Source organism: Pseudomonas sp. Van50, from assembly GCF_055390755.1.
The window spans coordinates 5,795,732-5,810,933 of the sequence record NZ_AP024343.1 but is presented as its reverse complement, the minus strand read 5'-3'; the positions used below and the strand labels follow the sequence as shown (position 1 = coordinate 5,810,933).

Annotated in this window: 10 protein-coding genes and 1 pseudogene; 5 read left to right on the top strand and 6 right to left on the bottom strand. The window is 62.8% G+C overall.

What is annotated here, in order from left to right:
* Positions 1-7 precede the first annotated feature (7 nt).
* The 3 genes from ftsA to lpxC all read left to right on the top strand — a co-directional run bounded on the left by ftsA (position 8) and on the right by lpxC (position 3,583).
* Complete coding sequence (ftsA, locus tag ACZ5M5_RS24975; RefSeq protein ID WP_003205342.1) at positions 8-1,267, top strand: cell division protein FtsA; 1,260 nt, start codon at positions 8-10, stop codon at positions 1,265-1,267.
* Positions 1,268-1,365: 98 nt separating this feature from the next.
* Positions 1,366-2,559, top strand: coding sequence for a cell division protein FtsZ (gene ftsZ / locus ACZ5M5_RS24970; RefSeq protein WP_003205341.1), 1,194 nt, complete (start codon positions 1,366-1,368; stop codon positions 2,557-2,559).
* A 112-nt stretch (positions 2,560-2,671) separates the two neighbouring features.
* Positions 2,672-3,583, top strand: coding sequence for a UDP-3-O-acyl-N-acetylglucosamine deacetylase (lpxC, locus tag ACZ5M5_RS24965; RefSeq protein ID WP_003178240.1), 912 nt, complete (start codon positions 2,672-2,674; stop codon positions 3,581-3,583).
* 252 nt (positions 3,584-3,835) lie between these two features.
* Here lpxC and ACZ5M5_RS24960 read toward each other — a convergent pair whose 3' ends face one another.
* The 5 genes and pseudogenes from ACZ5M5_RS24960 to ACZ5M5_RS24940 all read right to left on the bottom strand — a co-directional run bounded on the left by ACZ5M5_RS24960 (position 3,836) and on the right by ACZ5M5_RS24940 (position 11,907).
* Positions 3,836-5,329 carry a sensor domain-containing diguanylate cyclase gene (locus tag ACZ5M5_RS24960; protein WP_464738123.1) on the bottom strand — a complete coding sequence of 498 codons (1,494 nt, stop codon included), beginning with the start codon at positions 5,327-5,329 and terminating at the stop codon, positions 3,836-3,838.
* Positions 5,330-5,590: 261 nt separating this feature from the next.
* Positions 5,591-6,957 (bottom strand): annotated as a pseudogene (locus ACZ5M5_RS24955) (heavy metal sensor histidine kinase).
* The gene (locus tag ACZ5M5_RS24950) at positions 6,944-7,627 is read right to left on the bottom strand and encodes a heavy metal response regulator transcription factor (RefSeq protein ID WP_060740762.1); all 684 of its coding nucleotides are present in this window, start codon (positions 7,625-7,627) and stop codon (positions 6,944-6,946) included. The pseudogene ACZ5M5_RS24955 and the gene ACZ5M5_RS24950 overlap by 14 nt, the downstream one beginning before the upstream one ends.
* 9 nt (positions 7,628-7,636) lie before the next feature.
* Positions 7,637-10,753 carry a multidrug efflux RND transporter permease subunit gene (locus ACZ5M5_RS24945; protein ID WP_464738122.1) on the bottom strand — a complete coding sequence of 1,039 codons (3,117 nt, stop codon included), beginning with the start codon at positions 10,751-10,753 and terminating at the stop codon, positions 7,637-7,639.
* Positions 10,750-11,907 carry an efflux RND transporter periplasmic adaptor subunit gene (locus tag ACZ5M5_RS24940; protein ID WP_060740764.1) on the bottom strand — a complete coding sequence of 386 codons (1,158 nt, stop codon included), beginning with the start codon at positions 11,905-11,907 and terminating at the stop codon, positions 10,750-10,752. The genes ACZ5M5_RS24945 and ACZ5M5_RS24940 overlap by 4 nt, the downstream gene beginning before the upstream one ends.
* Before the next feature lie 235 nt (positions 11,908-12,142).
* On the opposite strand from ACZ5M5_RS24940, the gene ACZ5M5_RS24935 reads away from it, so the two are divergent.
* Positions 12,143-12,400, top strand: a complete 258-nt coding sequence (locus tag ACZ5M5_RS24935; protein WP_060740765.1) for a hypothetical protein — start codon at positions 12,143-12,145, stop codon at positions 12,398-12,400.
* A gap of 27 nt (positions 12,401-12,427) precedes the next feature.
* Here ACZ5M5_RS24935 and ACZ5M5_RS24930 read toward each other — a convergent pair whose 3' ends face one another.
* A complete protein-coding gene (locus ACZ5M5_RS24930) occupies positions 12,428-13,396 on the bottom strand; it encodes a LysR family transcriptional regulator (RefSeq protein ID WP_060740766.1) in 969 nt (322 codons plus the stop codon).
* Positions 13,397-13,720: 324 nt separating this feature from the next.
* On the opposite strand from ACZ5M5_RS24930, the gene ACZ5M5_RS24925 reads away from it, so the two are divergent.
* A complete protein-coding gene (locus tag ACZ5M5_RS24925) occupies positions 13,721-15,196 on the top strand; it encodes an efflux transporter outer membrane subunit (protein WP_464738121.1) in 1,476 nt (491 codons plus the stop codon).
* Positions 15,197-15,202: the final 6 nt, after the last annotated feature.

Sequence of the window (15,202 nt, the reverse complement as noted above, 5' to 3'; positions counted from 1 at the left end):
AGGACCCATGGCAAACGTGCAAAGCGGGAAAATGATCGTCGGTCTCGATATCGGCACTTCCAAGGTGGTGGCGCTGGTAGGCGAAGTCGCGGACGACGGCACGCTGGTCATCGTCGGGATCGGTACACACCCGTCCCGCGGCTTGAAAAAAGGCGTGGTGGTGAATATCGAGTCCACCGTGCAATCGATCCAGCGCGCCATCGAAGAGGCGCAGCTGATGGCCGGTTGCCGGATCCACTCGGCGTTCGTCGGCGTGGCGGGCAATCACATCCGCAGCCTGAACTCCCACGGCATCGTGGCGATTCGTGATCGCGAAGTCAGCTCCGCGGACCTTGAGCGCGTACTCGACGCGGCCCAGGCCGTGGCGATCCCGGCCGACCAGCGTGTGCTGCACACCCTGCCGCAGGATTACGTGATCGATAACCAGGAAGGCGTGCGTGAGCCCCTGGGCATGTCCGGCGTGCGCCTGGAAGCCAAGGTCCACGTGGTGACCTGTGCGGTGAACGCCGCGCAGAACATCGAGAAATGCGTGCGTCGCTGCGGCCTGGAAATCGACGACATCATCCTCGAGCAACTGGCCTCGGCCTACTCGGTGCTGACCGACGACGAGAAAGAGCTGGGCGTGTGCCTGGTGGACATCGGCGGCGGCACCACCGACATCGCGATCTTCACCGAAGGCGCGATCCGCCACACGGCCGTGATCCCGATTGCCGGCGACCAGGTGACCAACGACATCGCCATGGCGTTGCGCACCCCGACCCAGTACGCCGAGGAAATCAAGATCCGTTACGCCTGCGCCCTGGCGAAGCTGGCCGGTGCCGGTGAAACCATCAAGGTGCCGAGCGTCGGCGACCGTCCACCGCGCGAATTGTCGCGCCAGGCCCTGGCCGAAGTGGTCGAGCCGCGCTACGACGAGCTGTTCACGCTGATCCAGGCCGAACTGCGTCGCAGCGGCTACGAAGACCTGATCCCGGCCGGCATCGTGCTGACCGGCGGTACGTCGAAGATGGAAGGTGCGGTGGAGCTGGCCGAAGAGATTTTCCACATGCCGGTGCGCCTGGGCGTGCCCCATGGCGTCAAGGGCCTGGATGACGTGGTCCGCAACCCGATCTATTCCACCGGCGTGGGCCTGTTGATGTACGGCCTGCAGAAACAGTCCGACGGGATCTCGTTTTCAGGGATCGGCAGCCGCGACAGCTACAGCAGCGACGAGCCGAAGGCACCGCTGTTCGAGCGGCTCCAGGCTTGGGTCAAAGGCAACTTCTAAACAGTTTCAAAGCTTCACGCGGCAGGTTTCAGGCTTGGCGCTGGAAGACGCAGCAAACGCAGTAGGCGAAAAAACTAGAGAATGAAAGGAGAGGGAAAATGTTCGAACTCGTAGACAACATCCCCGCTAGCCCGGTTATCAAAGTAATCGGTGTCGGCGGTGGCGGCGGCAACGCTGTCAACCACATGGTCAAGAGCAACATTGAAGGCGTTGAATTCATCTGCGCCAACACTGATGCCCAGGCGCTGAAATCCATCGGCGCGCGGACCATCCTGCAACTGGGCACTGGCGTGACCAAAGGCCTGGGTGCCGGCGCCAACCCTGAGGTCGGTCGTCAGGCCGCTCTCGAAGACCGTGAGCGCATCGCTGAAGTCCTGCAAGGCACCAACATGGTGTTCATCACCACCGGCATGGGCGGCGGCACCGGTACGGGTGCGGCGCCAATCATCGCCGAAGTGGCCAAGGAAATGGGGATCCTCACCGTTGCGGTGGTGACCCGTCCGTTCCCTTTCGAAGGCCGCAAGCGTATGCAGATCGCCGACGAAGGTATCCGTCTGCTGTCTGAAAGCGTCGACTCGTTGATCACCATTCCCAACGAGAAGCTGCTGACCATCCTGGGTAAAGACGCAAGCCTGCTGTCGGCTTTCGCCAAGGCTGACGACGTACTGGCCGGTGCCGTTCGCGGTATCTCCGACATCATCAAGCGTCCAGGCATGATCAACGTCGACTTTGCCGACGTACGGACTGTCATGAGCGAAATGGGCATGGCAATGATGGGCACTGGCTGCGCCAGCGGTCCGAACCGTGCACGCGAGGCCACCGAAGCGGCCATCCGCAACCCGTTGCTCGAAGACGTGAACCTGCAAGGTGCACGCGGCATCCTGGTGAACATCACCGCCGGTCCTGACCTGTCCCTGGGTGAGTACTCCGACGTGGGTAGCATCATCGAAGCCTTCGCTTCCGAGCACGCGATGGTCAAGGTCGGTACCGTTATCGATCCGGACATGCGCGACGAGTTGCACGTTACCGTGGTTGCCACCGGTCTGGGCGCGAAAATCGAGAAGCCTGTGAAGGTCATCGACAACACCGTTCACACCTCCATGGCTTCGCAACCGCAACAACAAGTGGCTTCGCGCCAGGAAGCGCCTGCGGTGAACTACCGTGACCTGGACCGTCCGACCGTCATGCGCAACCAGGCCCAGGCCGGTACTGCGACTGCCGCGAAGATGAATCCGCAAGACGATCTGGATTACCTGGACATCCCGGCTTTCCTGCGTCGTCAGGCCGATTGATGAAATGTATCAGGGGGATACGGGTGATTGGTGTTCAGCAAAGGTCTGGTCTGCTATCATCGCCAGCCTTTGTTGATACCAGTTCGCAATTTGCGCTGAAGCGGCCCATGCCATGATTAAACAACGCACCCTGAAGAATATTATCCGTGCCACAGGTGTCGGCTTGCACTCCGGCGAGAAGGTCTACCTGACCCTCAAGCCCGCGCCTATCGATACCGGCATTGTGTTTTGTCGTGCCGACCTCGACCCTGTGGTGCAGATTCCTGCTCGCGCGGAAAACGTTGGTGAAACCACTATGTCGACCACACTGGTCAACGGTGACACCAAAGTGGATACGGTGGAGCATTTGCTCTCGGCCATGGCTGGCCTGGGCATCGATAACGCCTACGTCGAGCTCTCCGCGTCCGAAGTCCCGATCATGGATGGCAGTGCCGGACCCTTCGTATTCCTGATTCAATCGGCTGGCCTGGAAGAGCAGGACGCAGCCAAGAAGTTCATCCGCATCCTGCGGGAAGTGACAGTGGAAGACGGCGACAAGCGCGCCACTTTCGTCCCTTTCGAAGGTTTCAAGGTGAGCTTCGAGATCGATTTCGATCATCCGGTTTTCCGTGACCGCACCCAGAGTGCAAGCGTGGATTTTTCCAGTACTTCGTTCGTAAAAGAAGTCAGCCGCGCCCGTACCTTTGGTTTCATGAGTGATATCGAGTACCTGCGCAAGCACAACCTCGCACTCGGCGGCAGTGTTGAAAACGCGATCGTGGTCGATTCCGATGGTGTATTGAACGAAGACGGTCTTCGTTATGAAGACGAATTCGTCAAGCACAAAATCCTCGATGCAATCGGCGACCTCTACCTGCTGGGCAATAGCCTGATTGGTGAGTTCAAGGGCTTCAAGTCCGGCCACGCACTGAACAACCAGTTGCTGCGCAAGTTGATTGAGCAGAAAGATGCTTGGGAAGTCGTGACGTTCGAAGACGCCAGTACCGCACCAATCTCTTACATGCGCCCTGTCGCGGCGGTGTAAGCAAAAAACCTCTCTAGTTTTTAAGGGCTGCCTTCGGGTGGCCTTTTTTTATGGGCGGGTTTTCGTCGGGGGCGAAGGGGAAACTTGTGGCGAGGGAGCTTGCTCCCGCTGGGGCGCGCAGCGGCCCTGAAATCTGGCGCCGCGGTGTTTCAAACTCATTAGTCAGGGCCGTTTGGGGCTGCTGCGCAGCCCAGCGGGAGCAAGCTCCCTCGCCACGGAGAGCCGTGTCCATAGCCTTTGGATGTTGCGGTGTTACATCGCGCAGACCACACGGTTGCGCCCGCTGGCCTTGGCCTGGTACAGCGCCTTGTCCGCGGCGAACAAGAGTTGTTCGAGTTTGCTGTACGGTCCCTGAGTCCAAGTGGCGATGCCGATACTGACCGTCATGGGCGCTTCCCCCTCGGACACCGGTGGCAGTTGTTCCACCGCGTCACGAATATTCTGGGCCATGGTGAAGGCGCCAGCGGTGGTGGTCTCCGGCAGCACCACCGAGAACTCCTCACCGCCATAGCGCGCCACCAGGTCGGCGGGGCGTCGGACATGCTGGCCGATCAATTGCGCCAAGGTGCGCAGGGCCTCGTCACCCTGCTGATGACCATGGCGATCGTTGAACGCCTTGAAATGATCGGCATCGATCATCAGCACAGACAACGGTTGGCCCGAACGTTGGGCGCGCAGCCATTCCTGTTGCAATGTCTCGTCCAGTGTTCGTCGGTTGGCCAGGCCTGTGAGGGCGTCGACGGACGCCAGTTGGGCCAATTCCCGTTCAGCTCTGTAACGGCGGCGCAATTCGCGGCGCAGCAGCCAGGTGAGCCAGAGCAAACCGATGCACAGCGCGCCGGTGGCGCCGCTGACCAACAACGCCGTGCGTTGCCATGAGGCGAAGACCTCTTGGTAGGAGAGCGCTACCACGACGATCAACGGCAGGTTGCCCACCTGGGAAAAGGTGTACAGCCGCTGTGTCTGATCAACACTGGAGATGCCGGTAAAACTGCCGTTACCTTCACGCAGGATGCGTACGAAGTTCGGTCGGTTGCTGAAGTCCTTGCCGATCATGTCGTCGGCCAGGGGCGGTTCCTGGGCCAGCAGAATCCCATCGCGGCTGACCAGGTTGACCGTCCCGTGGCCGACGTTCAGGCTTTTGAACAGCTGGCTGAAGTAGTTCAGGCGCATCGCGGCCTCGGCCACGCCCATGAACTCACCCCGCTCGTCGCTCAGTCGATAGCTGAAACTGATGCGCCAATCGTGGGTGGCACTCCTGGAACGGAACGGGCGACTGATCATCATGCCCAGGCTCGGGTCCTGGACATGGGACTGGAAATATTCCCGGTCGGCGTAATTGCCTTTGCGCGGTTCGACCGAGGCGGAGTCGGCGATTACATCGCCACGCTTGTCGAGCAGCAGGATGTCGCCTTTGTAGGGGGCGGCGGTGGCGCGGTCGAACAGCGCCAGATGGCGAATCGCCGGCGAAACGTCTTTCAGGTCGTCGCGTTTGGCGGCGGCGACCAGACCTTGCAGCGACAGATCGTAGAGCTCCACGTTACGCAGCACATCGGCGTCAATCAATTGCACGATATTGGTCGCCGCACGTGTTGCCGCCTGCTGTGCGGCGGCATGTTCGCGGATCAACAGAAACGTCACGATGCTCAGGATGGCAATGACAACCAGCGAGCTGGCCAGTACGAATACCCGTTCCGAACGTCTCGAAAGCGGGGTGTTGCCGGGTGTCGCACTGCGCGCGCTCATGGTTCCGATGTCTGCATTGTCATGTGGCTGGGATCCGTCCCAAAGGATTGCAAACCGGCAATGAACCAGATGCTGGCCTTTTGCTGATTGTGCTTGGATCAATGAGAGCGGGCAATCAGTGTTTGCGCGATTACCCGGTAATTAATGAAAGCTGGGGGCGCGTTCGGACGGTATTCCGATTTTGCTACAGTTGGCTTTCGCCCAGCATTCATTGGCCTGGAAAGACCTGAAGAGGCGTACAAACTTATGGGAGGAGGGGCGTCAGGCTGGCAAGCGGATCCCGAACGTGTTGGCACCCTGGTCGCTGTGCACAAACACATCGCCACCATGCATCAGTGCAATGGCCTTGACGATGGCCAGCCCCAACCCATGGTTGGCACCACTGTTGCTGCGCGAGGCATCGACGCGATAGAAGCGTTCGAACAGGCGTGGCAGATGCTCGCCGGCAATCGGTTCGCCGGGGTTGGTGACGGCGAGGGTGATCTCGTCACCAAGGGCTTCGATGCGCACGTCGATCACTTGCCCGGGCGCGGTGTGCTGTACGGCGTTGCTCAGCAGGTTGATCAGCGCCCGCCGCAGGTGAGCGATCTCGATGTTGGCCTGGGCGTCGCCGCTGACCCGGACCTGGACCTGGGCATCTTCCAGAATGAAATCCAGGTAATCGAGGGTGGTCGCCACTTCGCCGGCCAGGGAGGCGCTGGTCAACTTGGTGGCCTTGCTGCCCTGGTCGGCGCTGGCCAGGAATAGCATGTCGTTGATGATCGAGCGCAGCCGCTCCAGCTCCTCGAGATTCGATTGCAACACTTCGAAGTAATGTTCAGCCGAGCGGCCACGGGTCAGTGCCACCTGGGTCTGGCCGATCAGGTTGGTCAGGGGCGAGCGTAATTCATGGGCGACGTCGGCATTGAACGACTCCAGCCGCGAGTAAGCCTGTTCGACCCGGTCCAGGGTGGCGTTGAAGGAACTGACGAACTGGCTCAGCTCCGGCGGCAAGGGCGACAGTTGCAAGCGCCCGGACAGGCGGGGGGGGCCAGGCGCCGGGCTTCCTCGGACAGCTTGATCAGCGGTTTGAGACCGATGCGTGCGACCCAGTAGCCCAGCAACGAGGCCAGGACTACGCCGACAATCGCCAGGCTCACCAGCGCCACCAACAGGCGATGCTGGGTCTGGTAGAAGGTCTCGGTGTCGATGCCGATCATGAAGCGCAGCGGCGGGCGTTGGTCCTTGGCCGGGAATTGGCTCACCAGCACTTTCATCGGGTAGTGCCGATGGGGCAACGTCAGGTCGCGCTTACCCAGCGGGCCTTGGGCAAAGGTGCGGATCTGCGCATCGGGATCGCCGTATTCAAAGCGCGGATCGTCGCTGACGATCCAGAAATGGATGCGCTTGTCTTCTTCACCGAGCAATCGCAGCTTGTTGTTGATCTTCACCCAGTGTTCAGGCGTGCCGTAGCGGCCGACGGTGGACTCCAGGACGCTGTAGCGGGCATCGAGCTCGGCTTCGGGCAACAGGCCCAGGCCCCTGCCGACCTGTTGGTACAAAGCGCCCCCGATCAACAGGAACACCAGAGCCGCCACCAGCGTGAACATGGCGCTCAAGCGCAGGGCGATGCTCTCAGGGACGCTCATCGCTGCGACTCTCCAGCACATAACCCATGCCGCGAATGGTGTGCAGCAACTTCTGTTCGAACGGCCCGTCGAGCTTGGCCCGCAAGCGTTTGATCGCCACTTCCACCACGTTGGCGTCACTGTCGAAGTTGATGTCCCAGACCATTTCGGCAATGGCGGTTTTCGAGAGGATTTCGCCCTGGCGGCGAGCCAGGACGCTGAGCAGGGAGAACTCCTTGGCGGTCAGGTCCAGGCGCTGGCCGGCGCGGGTGGCCTTGCGGCTGATCAGGTCGATCCACAGGTCGGCGATGCTCACCTGCACCGGTTCATGGCCGCCGCTGCGGCGGGTCAGGGCTTGCAGGCGCGCCACCAGTTCGAGGAAGGAGAAGGGCTTGCCCAGGTAGTCATCGGCCCCGTCGCGCAAGCCCTTGATGCGGTCTTCGACCCGTTCCCGGGCGGTGAGCATGATCACCGGTGTCTGCTTGCGGGCGCGCAGGGCCCGCAGTACGCCGAAGCCGTCCAGGCCCGGCAGCATCACGTCGAGCACGATCACCGCATAGTCGGTTTCCAGGGCCAGGTGCAGCCCTTCGATACCGTCTGGCGCCACGTCCACGGTGTAGCCCTGTTCGGTCAGGCCGCGGTGCAGGTAGTCCGCGGTTTTTTCTTCGTCTTCAATGATCAGAACGCGCATGGCCCCGCCTCAGTGGTCTGTGCTCGCCAGCGCCGCCGTCGGCGCCGACCCTGGCTGATGTGCGGGCCGATGGAACACTCGCTCGAGCCACAAGTATATGACCGGTGTCGTGAACAGCGTCAGCGCCTGGCTCACCAACAGGCCGCCCACCACCGCGATGCCCAGGGGCTGGCGCAGTTCCGCGCCGGGGCCATAGCCGAGCATCAGCGGCAGTGCACCGAGCAGGGCCGCCAGGGTGGTCATCATGATCGGGCGGAAGCGTGTCAGGCACGCCTGGAAAATCGCCTCCTGGGGGGCCAGCCCTTTGTTGCGCTGGGCGTCGAGGGCGAAGTCGATCATCAGGATGCCGTTCTTCTTGACGATCCCGATCAGCAGCACCAGCCCGATCAGCGCCATGATCGAAAAGTCCTGGCCCAGCAGCCAGAGCATGATCAGCGCGCCGAGGCCGGCCGAGGGCAGGGTGGAGATGATCGTCAGCGGGTGCACGAAGCTCTCGTAGAGCACGCCGAGAATGATGTACACGGCCACCAGCGCGGCGAGGATCAGCCACGGCTGGCTCGCCAGCGAGCTTTGGAAGGCCTGGGCCGCGCCCTGGAAATTGCCGGTGATGGCGGCCGGCATGCCGATTTCGTTCTTCGCCTGGTCGAGCAGGCGCACCGCGTCTCCCAGGGCCACGCCGGGCGCCAGGTTGAACGACAGGTTGGCGGCCGGGAACATGCCGTCGTGGGCAATCGACAGCGGGCCGTTGCTCGGCGCATCGAAGCGGGCCAGGGCCGAGAGCGGCACCATTTCCCCACTCAGGGGCGAACGCAGGTAGAAATACGCCAGGCTTTCGGCCTTGCCCCGCTGCGCGGTATCGAGCTCCAGGATCACGTTGTACTGGTTGGTCTCGGTCTGGAATTCATTGATCTGCCGCTGGCCGAAGGCGTCGTACAGGGCCTGGTCGACATCGGTGGCGGTGAGGCCGAAGCGCGCCGCCGCGCTGCGGTCGATGTTGATGTGGGTGATGCTGCCGCCCAGTTGCAGGTCGTTGGAAATGTCACGGAACGCCGGGTTGCCGCGCAGCTTGTCGGTGAGTTTTTGCGTCCAGGCGTTGAGGCTCGGCCCGTCGTTGCTCTTGAGCACGTATTGATACTGGGCGCGGCTGGGGCCGGAGCTGAGGTTGATGTCCTGCCCGGCCCTGAGGTACAGCACCACGCCGGGGATTTTCAGCAGTTGCGGGCGGATCCGGTCGATGAAGCCGCTGGCCGATACGTCACGTTCGCCCCGGGGCTTGAGGGCGATCCAGAAACGGCCGTTGGCGATGGTCTGGTTGTTGCCCGAGACGCCGACGGAGTGGGAGAAGGTCTGCACCGCGGGGTCGGCGGCGACGATGTCGGCCAGAGCCTTGTGCTTGGCCACCATGTCCGGGAACGACACATCGGCGGCGGCTTCGCTGGTGCCCAGCACCAGGCCGGTGTCCTGCACCGGGAAGAAACCCTTGGGAATGAACACATAGCCCACCACCGCCATCGCCAGGGTGAGGCCGAACACGCCGATCATCAGCTTCTGATGGGCCAGGGCCTTGCGCAGGCCCCGCTCATACCCGCCCAGCAGGCGTTCGCCGAACCCCGCCTTGCCATGGGCGTGATGCACCGGGGCGCGCATGAACAGCGCGGCCAGGGTCGGCGCCAACGTGAGGGACACCACCACCGAGATCAGGATGGTCGAGGTGGCGGTCAGGGCAAACTCCTTGAACAGGCGCCCGACCACGCCGCCCATGAACAGCAGCGGAATGAACGCGGCGATCAGCGAGAAACTGATGGAGACCACGGTAAAGCCGATTTCGCCGGCCCCCTTGATCGCCGTCTCGCGCATGCCATCGCCGGCCTCCAGGTGCCGGTGGATGTTCTCCACCACCACAATCGCATCGTCCACCACGAACCCTACCGAGATGACGATCGCCACCAGGGTCAGGTTGTTCAGGCTGAAACCCATCACGTACATCAGGGCGAAACTGGCGGTCAGCGACACCCCCAGCACCGCCGAGACGATCAGGGTCGCCGAGAGCTGGCGCAGGAACAACGCCATCACCGCCACCACCAGCAGCACCGCGATCAGCAAGGTGATTTCCACTTCGTGCAGCGAGGCGCGGATGGTCTGGGTGCGGTCGATCAGCACCTTGACCTGCACCGCCGCGGGCAACATGGCTTGCAGGGTGGGCAGGGCCGCCTGGATGCGGTCGACGGTCTCGACGATATTGGCCCCCGGTTGCCGGAAAATCACCAGGTTGACCCCGGGCTCGTTGTCGGACCAGGCCTGGACGTAGGCGTTTTCCGAGCCGTTGACCACCTTGGCGATGTCCTTGAGGTGAACCGGTGCCCCGTCCCGGTAGGACACGATCAGCTCTCCGTACTCCGCAGGCTTGAACAACTGGTCGTTGGTGGACAGGGTGGAAATGCTCGATTCACCGTACAAGGCGCCCTTGGCCAGGTTGAGGCTGGCCTGTTGGAGCGCCAGGCGAATGTCCGCCAGGGTCAGGCCGATGGCGGCGAGCCGGTCGGCCGAGGCCTGAACGCGGATCGCCGGACGCTGCTGGCCGGTGATGTAGATTTGTCCTACGCCATCGATCTGGCTGATCTGACGGGAGAGCAGGGTTTCGACGTAGTCGCTCAGTTCGGTGCCGGGCATCAGCGTGGAACTGATGCTGAGGATCAGCACCGGACTGTCGGCGGGGTTGACCTTGCGCCAGGTCGGCAGGTTCGGCATGTCGTTGGGCAGTTTGCCGGCGGCGGTGTTGATCGCCGCCTGCACTTCCTGGGCGGCGGTGTCGATGCTTTTATCGAGGCTGAATTGCAGGATCAGGTTGGTCGAGCCCAGGGCGCTGCTGGAGGTCATCTGGGTAATGCCGGGAATGGCACTGAATTGCACTTCCAGCGGCGTCGCCACCGACGACGCCATGGTTTCGGGGCTGGCCCCGGGCAACTGGGCGTTGACCTGGATGGTCGGGAATTCCGCCTCCGGCAACGGCGCGACGGGCAGGCGAGGAAACGCGATCACCCCCAGCAGCACCAGGGCAAAGGTCAGCAGTACCGTGGCGATAGGGTGGTCGATGCACCACGCCGAAACCGAACCGCGCCCCTTCATGGCTGCGGCTCCGCGGTCTTGGCCAGGGCGGGTGGATCGCTGAGCACCTGGATGTGGCTGCCCGGCTTGAGCCGCGACTGGCCGTCGCTCACCAGTTGGTCGCCGGCATTCACCCCCTTGATGATGTGCAGGTCGCTGTCCTGGTAAACCATCACCACCGGCACGCTCTCGACCTTGTCGCCCTTTATGCGGTACACGAAGTGTTGCTCCAGGCCGCGCTGGACCACAGTAGGCGGTACCACCAGGGCGTCCTTGTCGATGGCGGTCTGGATTTTCAGTGTCACCAGTTGCCCCGGCCACAGCCGTTGCGCGGCGTTGTTGAATTCAGCCTTGGCCCGCAGGGTTCCGGTGTTGGCGTTGATCTGGTTGTCGATGAGGCTCAGGCGCCCCTCGCCGAGCAGCTCCCCGGTGGCGCCATCGGCGCCGATATAGGCCTTGACCAAGGCTTGCTCGGGGGCGGCGATCAACCGTTGCAAGGTGGGCAGCATTTGCTGGGGCAGGGAGAACTCCACGGCGATGGGGTCGATCTGGGTCACCGTGAACAGGCCTTCGGCGTCGCTGGTGCGCAGGAAGTTGCCTTCGTCCACGTTGCGAATGCCGACGCGACCGCTCACCGGGGAGCGGATCTGGGTATAGGACAGTTGCACCTGTGCCGAGTCAATGGCCGCCTGGTTGCCCTGGGCGGTCGCCTTGAGCTGGTTGACCAGCGCCTGTTGCTGGTCGTAGGTCTGCTTCGAGACGCCGTCATCGACGCTCAGCAATTTGTAGCGCTTGAGATTGACCTGGGCCACCGCCAGTTGTGCCTGGCTTTCGCCGAGCTGGGCCCGGGCCTGGTCGAGGCTGGCGCGGATCGAGCGGTCGTCGATGGTCGCCAGCAGGTCACCCTTCTTGACCAGTTGCCCCTCCTTGACCAGCAGTTGGGTGAGGATGCCGTCGATCTGCGGGCGGATCACCACGCTGTGCAGCGACAGCACCGTGCCGATGCCGCTGGCGAAGCGCGGTACATCCTTTTGCATCACGCTGACGGCCCGTACCGGAACGGCGGCGGGAGCGCCGGGCCTGGCGGTCACGGGCTTGAGCACAAACCAGAGGGCGAGGGCCGCCAGGGCGATCAGCAGCACGACAATCAGGACAGTTTTCTTCTGGATGCGCATGGATATGAAGGGCCGGTTCGAGACGCAAGAGTTGGAGCTTTCTTATATAGCGTTGCGAGCCGGTCAGGAAGGTGACGCCTAACTGACAGGCTTGTCAGTTTTGTCCCGGCTTGTTGTCGGATGAATGCATATGCCGGATGAAACTGCCAGCGCGCAGTGATATCGGGCAGGTATACTGCCGCCTTTCGCGGCTCGCCCTTCGGGCCCGACTTGCATGCATGACCCGGAGCCTTACATGACTTCCCCGACACCTTCGCCCGCGGACGATCTCCCCGGCGGCGAACAGGCCGATTTGCCCGTCAGCGATGTTTCCAGCAGCGAGGACATCAAAGCGGCGATCCCGGCTTTCAAATTCCCGTTCAAACCTGGTGAACTGGCGGCGGCCAAGGGCGCCGGGCAACAGCCGTGGTACAAGAACGGCGCGAAGAATGGCCATACCAAGACCCCGGGCGCTGCGCCTCCCGGCACGCGGCGTTCCATGGGCAAGCGCTGAATTGCTCCTTCGAGCACGGGGGCGACTTCAGCTCGTGACCCGTGCGCCTGCCAGGCTGCCACTCAATTCGTAAGCCGTCAGCTCAGCCTGGTGCGCCGCGAGGATTTCCGGCAACGAGCCGCGCAGGTACTCGACCCAGGTCTTGATCTTCGCATCCAGGTATTGGCGCGACGGGTAGATGGCGTAGAGGTTCAGTTCCTGGGAGCGGTAGTTGGGCATGACCCGCACCAGCGTGCCGTTGCGCAAGCCTTCGATGGCCGCGTACACCGGCAATACCCCCACGCCCATGCCGCTGGTGATCGCGGTTTTCATCGCATCGGCGGAGTTCACCAGGAACGGTGAACTGTTGATGGTGACCATCTCTTGGCCTTCCGGGCCGTCGAACACCCATTTTTCCAGCGGGATGACCGGGCTGACCAGGCGCAGGCAGGCGTGGTTGAGCAGGTCGCTGGGTTTTTGCGGGCAGCCGCTGGCTTTCACGTAGGCGGGCGAGGCGCAGACAATGCTGTAGGTGATCCCCAGGCGCTGGGAGACGAAGCCCGAATCCGGCAGTTCGCTGGCGAGCACGATGGAGACGTCGTAGCCCTCATCGAGGATGTCCGGCACCCGGTTGGCCAGGGTCAGGTCGAAGGTCACGTCCGGATGCGTCTTGCGGTAGCGGGCGATGGCGTCGATCACGAAATGCTGGCCGATGCCGGTCATGGTGTGGACCTTCAACTGCCCGGCCGGTCGCGCGTGGGCGTCGCTGGCCTCGGCTTCCGCTTCTTCGACGTAAGCCAGGATCTGCTCGCAACGCAGCAAGTAGCGTTTACCCGCCTCGGTGAGTGCAATGCGCCGCGTGGTGCGGTTGAGCAGGCGGGTTTGCAGATGGGCTTCCAGGTTGGAAACCGCACGCGAGACGTTGGCTGTGGTGGTATCCAGTTGCACGGCGGCGGCGGTGAAACTGCCGGCTTCGGCCACACAGCTGAACGCGCGCATGTTTTGCAAGGTGTCCATGGAGGGCTCTCTTGGGAGGTGGCAAATTGTGACATGAAGTTACAGAGATGCGGGACCCGACTAATGGATTATCGCGTTAACGGTAACAAAGATTCGCAGAAAGGTCGGCTTATCGCCGTTCGGCGGGGTGCCTAGAATTGCCGCCAAAGCAGGAGCGGGCCTTGGTGGGCACCTGTGGGAGCGAGCTTGCTCGCGATGAGGTCATTGCATTCAACATTTGAGGTGAATGTCCGGACGCCATCGCGAGCAAGCTCGCTCCCACAAGTTTGCGTCAACAGGCAGCCATCCTCGTCGTCATGCCCCTCCCTCAGGAATTTTGCGCAAGTGCCGCGTCGCATCAGCAGAGAGCTGAAGACTCTCAGTGTTTGGGTTCTGACATTAACCATCAGCGGTTGCATTGGCACAGGTGGTATTGCACCGCAAGGCCAGGTGTTGCCGGCCAATCAACTGGCGACCGATGCCGCCATCCGCGAGGCCGCCCGCGACGCCCGCTGGCCCACCCGCCAGTGGTGGCAAGCCTATGGCGATCGGCAACTGGATCGCTGGATCGACCTGGCCGTGCAAGGCAGCCCGAGCCTGGCCATGGCCGCGGCGCGAGTACGCCAGGCCAAGGCCATGGCCGGTATTGCCGAGGCCGCCGAGTCGTTGCAGATCAATGGCGAGTCGACCCTCAAGCGCCATAACTGGCCCACCGATCAGTTCTACGGCCCGGGCGAGTTGGCCGACACCACGACCTGGGACAACAATGCTGCCCTGGGCTTGAGTTATGCCCTGGACCTGTGGGGCCGTGAGCGCAATGCCAGCGAACGGGCGGTTGACCTGGCCCACGTCAGCGTCGCCGAGGCACGGCAGGCGCAACTGGAATTGCAGAACAACATCGTGCGCGCCTACATCCAGTTTTCGTTGCACTACGCCCAGCGCGATATCGTCGCTGCGACCCTGCGCCAACAAGAGCAGATTCTCGACCTGGCGCAGAAGCGCCTGGACGGTGGCATCGGCACCCATTTCGAAGTCAGCCAGGCCCAGGCGCCACTGCCCGAGACCCATCGCCAACTCGATGCCCTGGACGAGGCCATCGCCTTGAGCCGCAATCAATTGGCGGCCTTGGCGGGCAAGGGACCGGGAGCGGGTGCGCAGTTGCAACGTCCGACCCTGGTCCTCGGCGCGCCCTTGAAGCTGCCGTCGGCCTTGCCCGCCGAACTGCTTGGCCAGCGTCCGGATGTGGTGGCCGGGCGTTGGCAAGTGGCGGCCCAGGCCCGGGGCATCGATGTGGCGCGGGCCGGCTTCTATCCCAACGTCGACCTGGTGGGGAGCCTCGGCTACATGGCCACCGGTGGCGGGGCGCTGGAGTTTTTGACCGGCAAGAAACTCACCTACAACGTCGGGCCGGCGATCACGTTGCCGATCTTCGACGGCGGGCGCCTGCGTTCGCAGTTGGGCGAGGCGGCCGCCGGGTATGACATCGCCCTGGCGCACTACAACCAGACACTGGTGAACGCGCTCAAGAGCATTTCCGATCAGTTGATCCGTCGCGAATCCATGGACAAGCAGCAGGCCTTCGCCGCCGAATCGGTGGCCGCGGCCCAGCGTACCTACGACATCGCAAAGGTGGCGTTCCGGCGCGGCCTGACGGACTACCTCAATGTGCTCAACGCCCAAAGCCTGTTGTTCAAGCAGCAACAGGTGCAACAACAGGTGGAGGCGGCTCGCCTGACGGCCCATGCCGATCTGGTGACGGCGTTGGGCGGTGGGCTGGAGGCCGGCAGCGACAGCCCCGACCTGAACCACAATGCTGAGTAGGCCTGT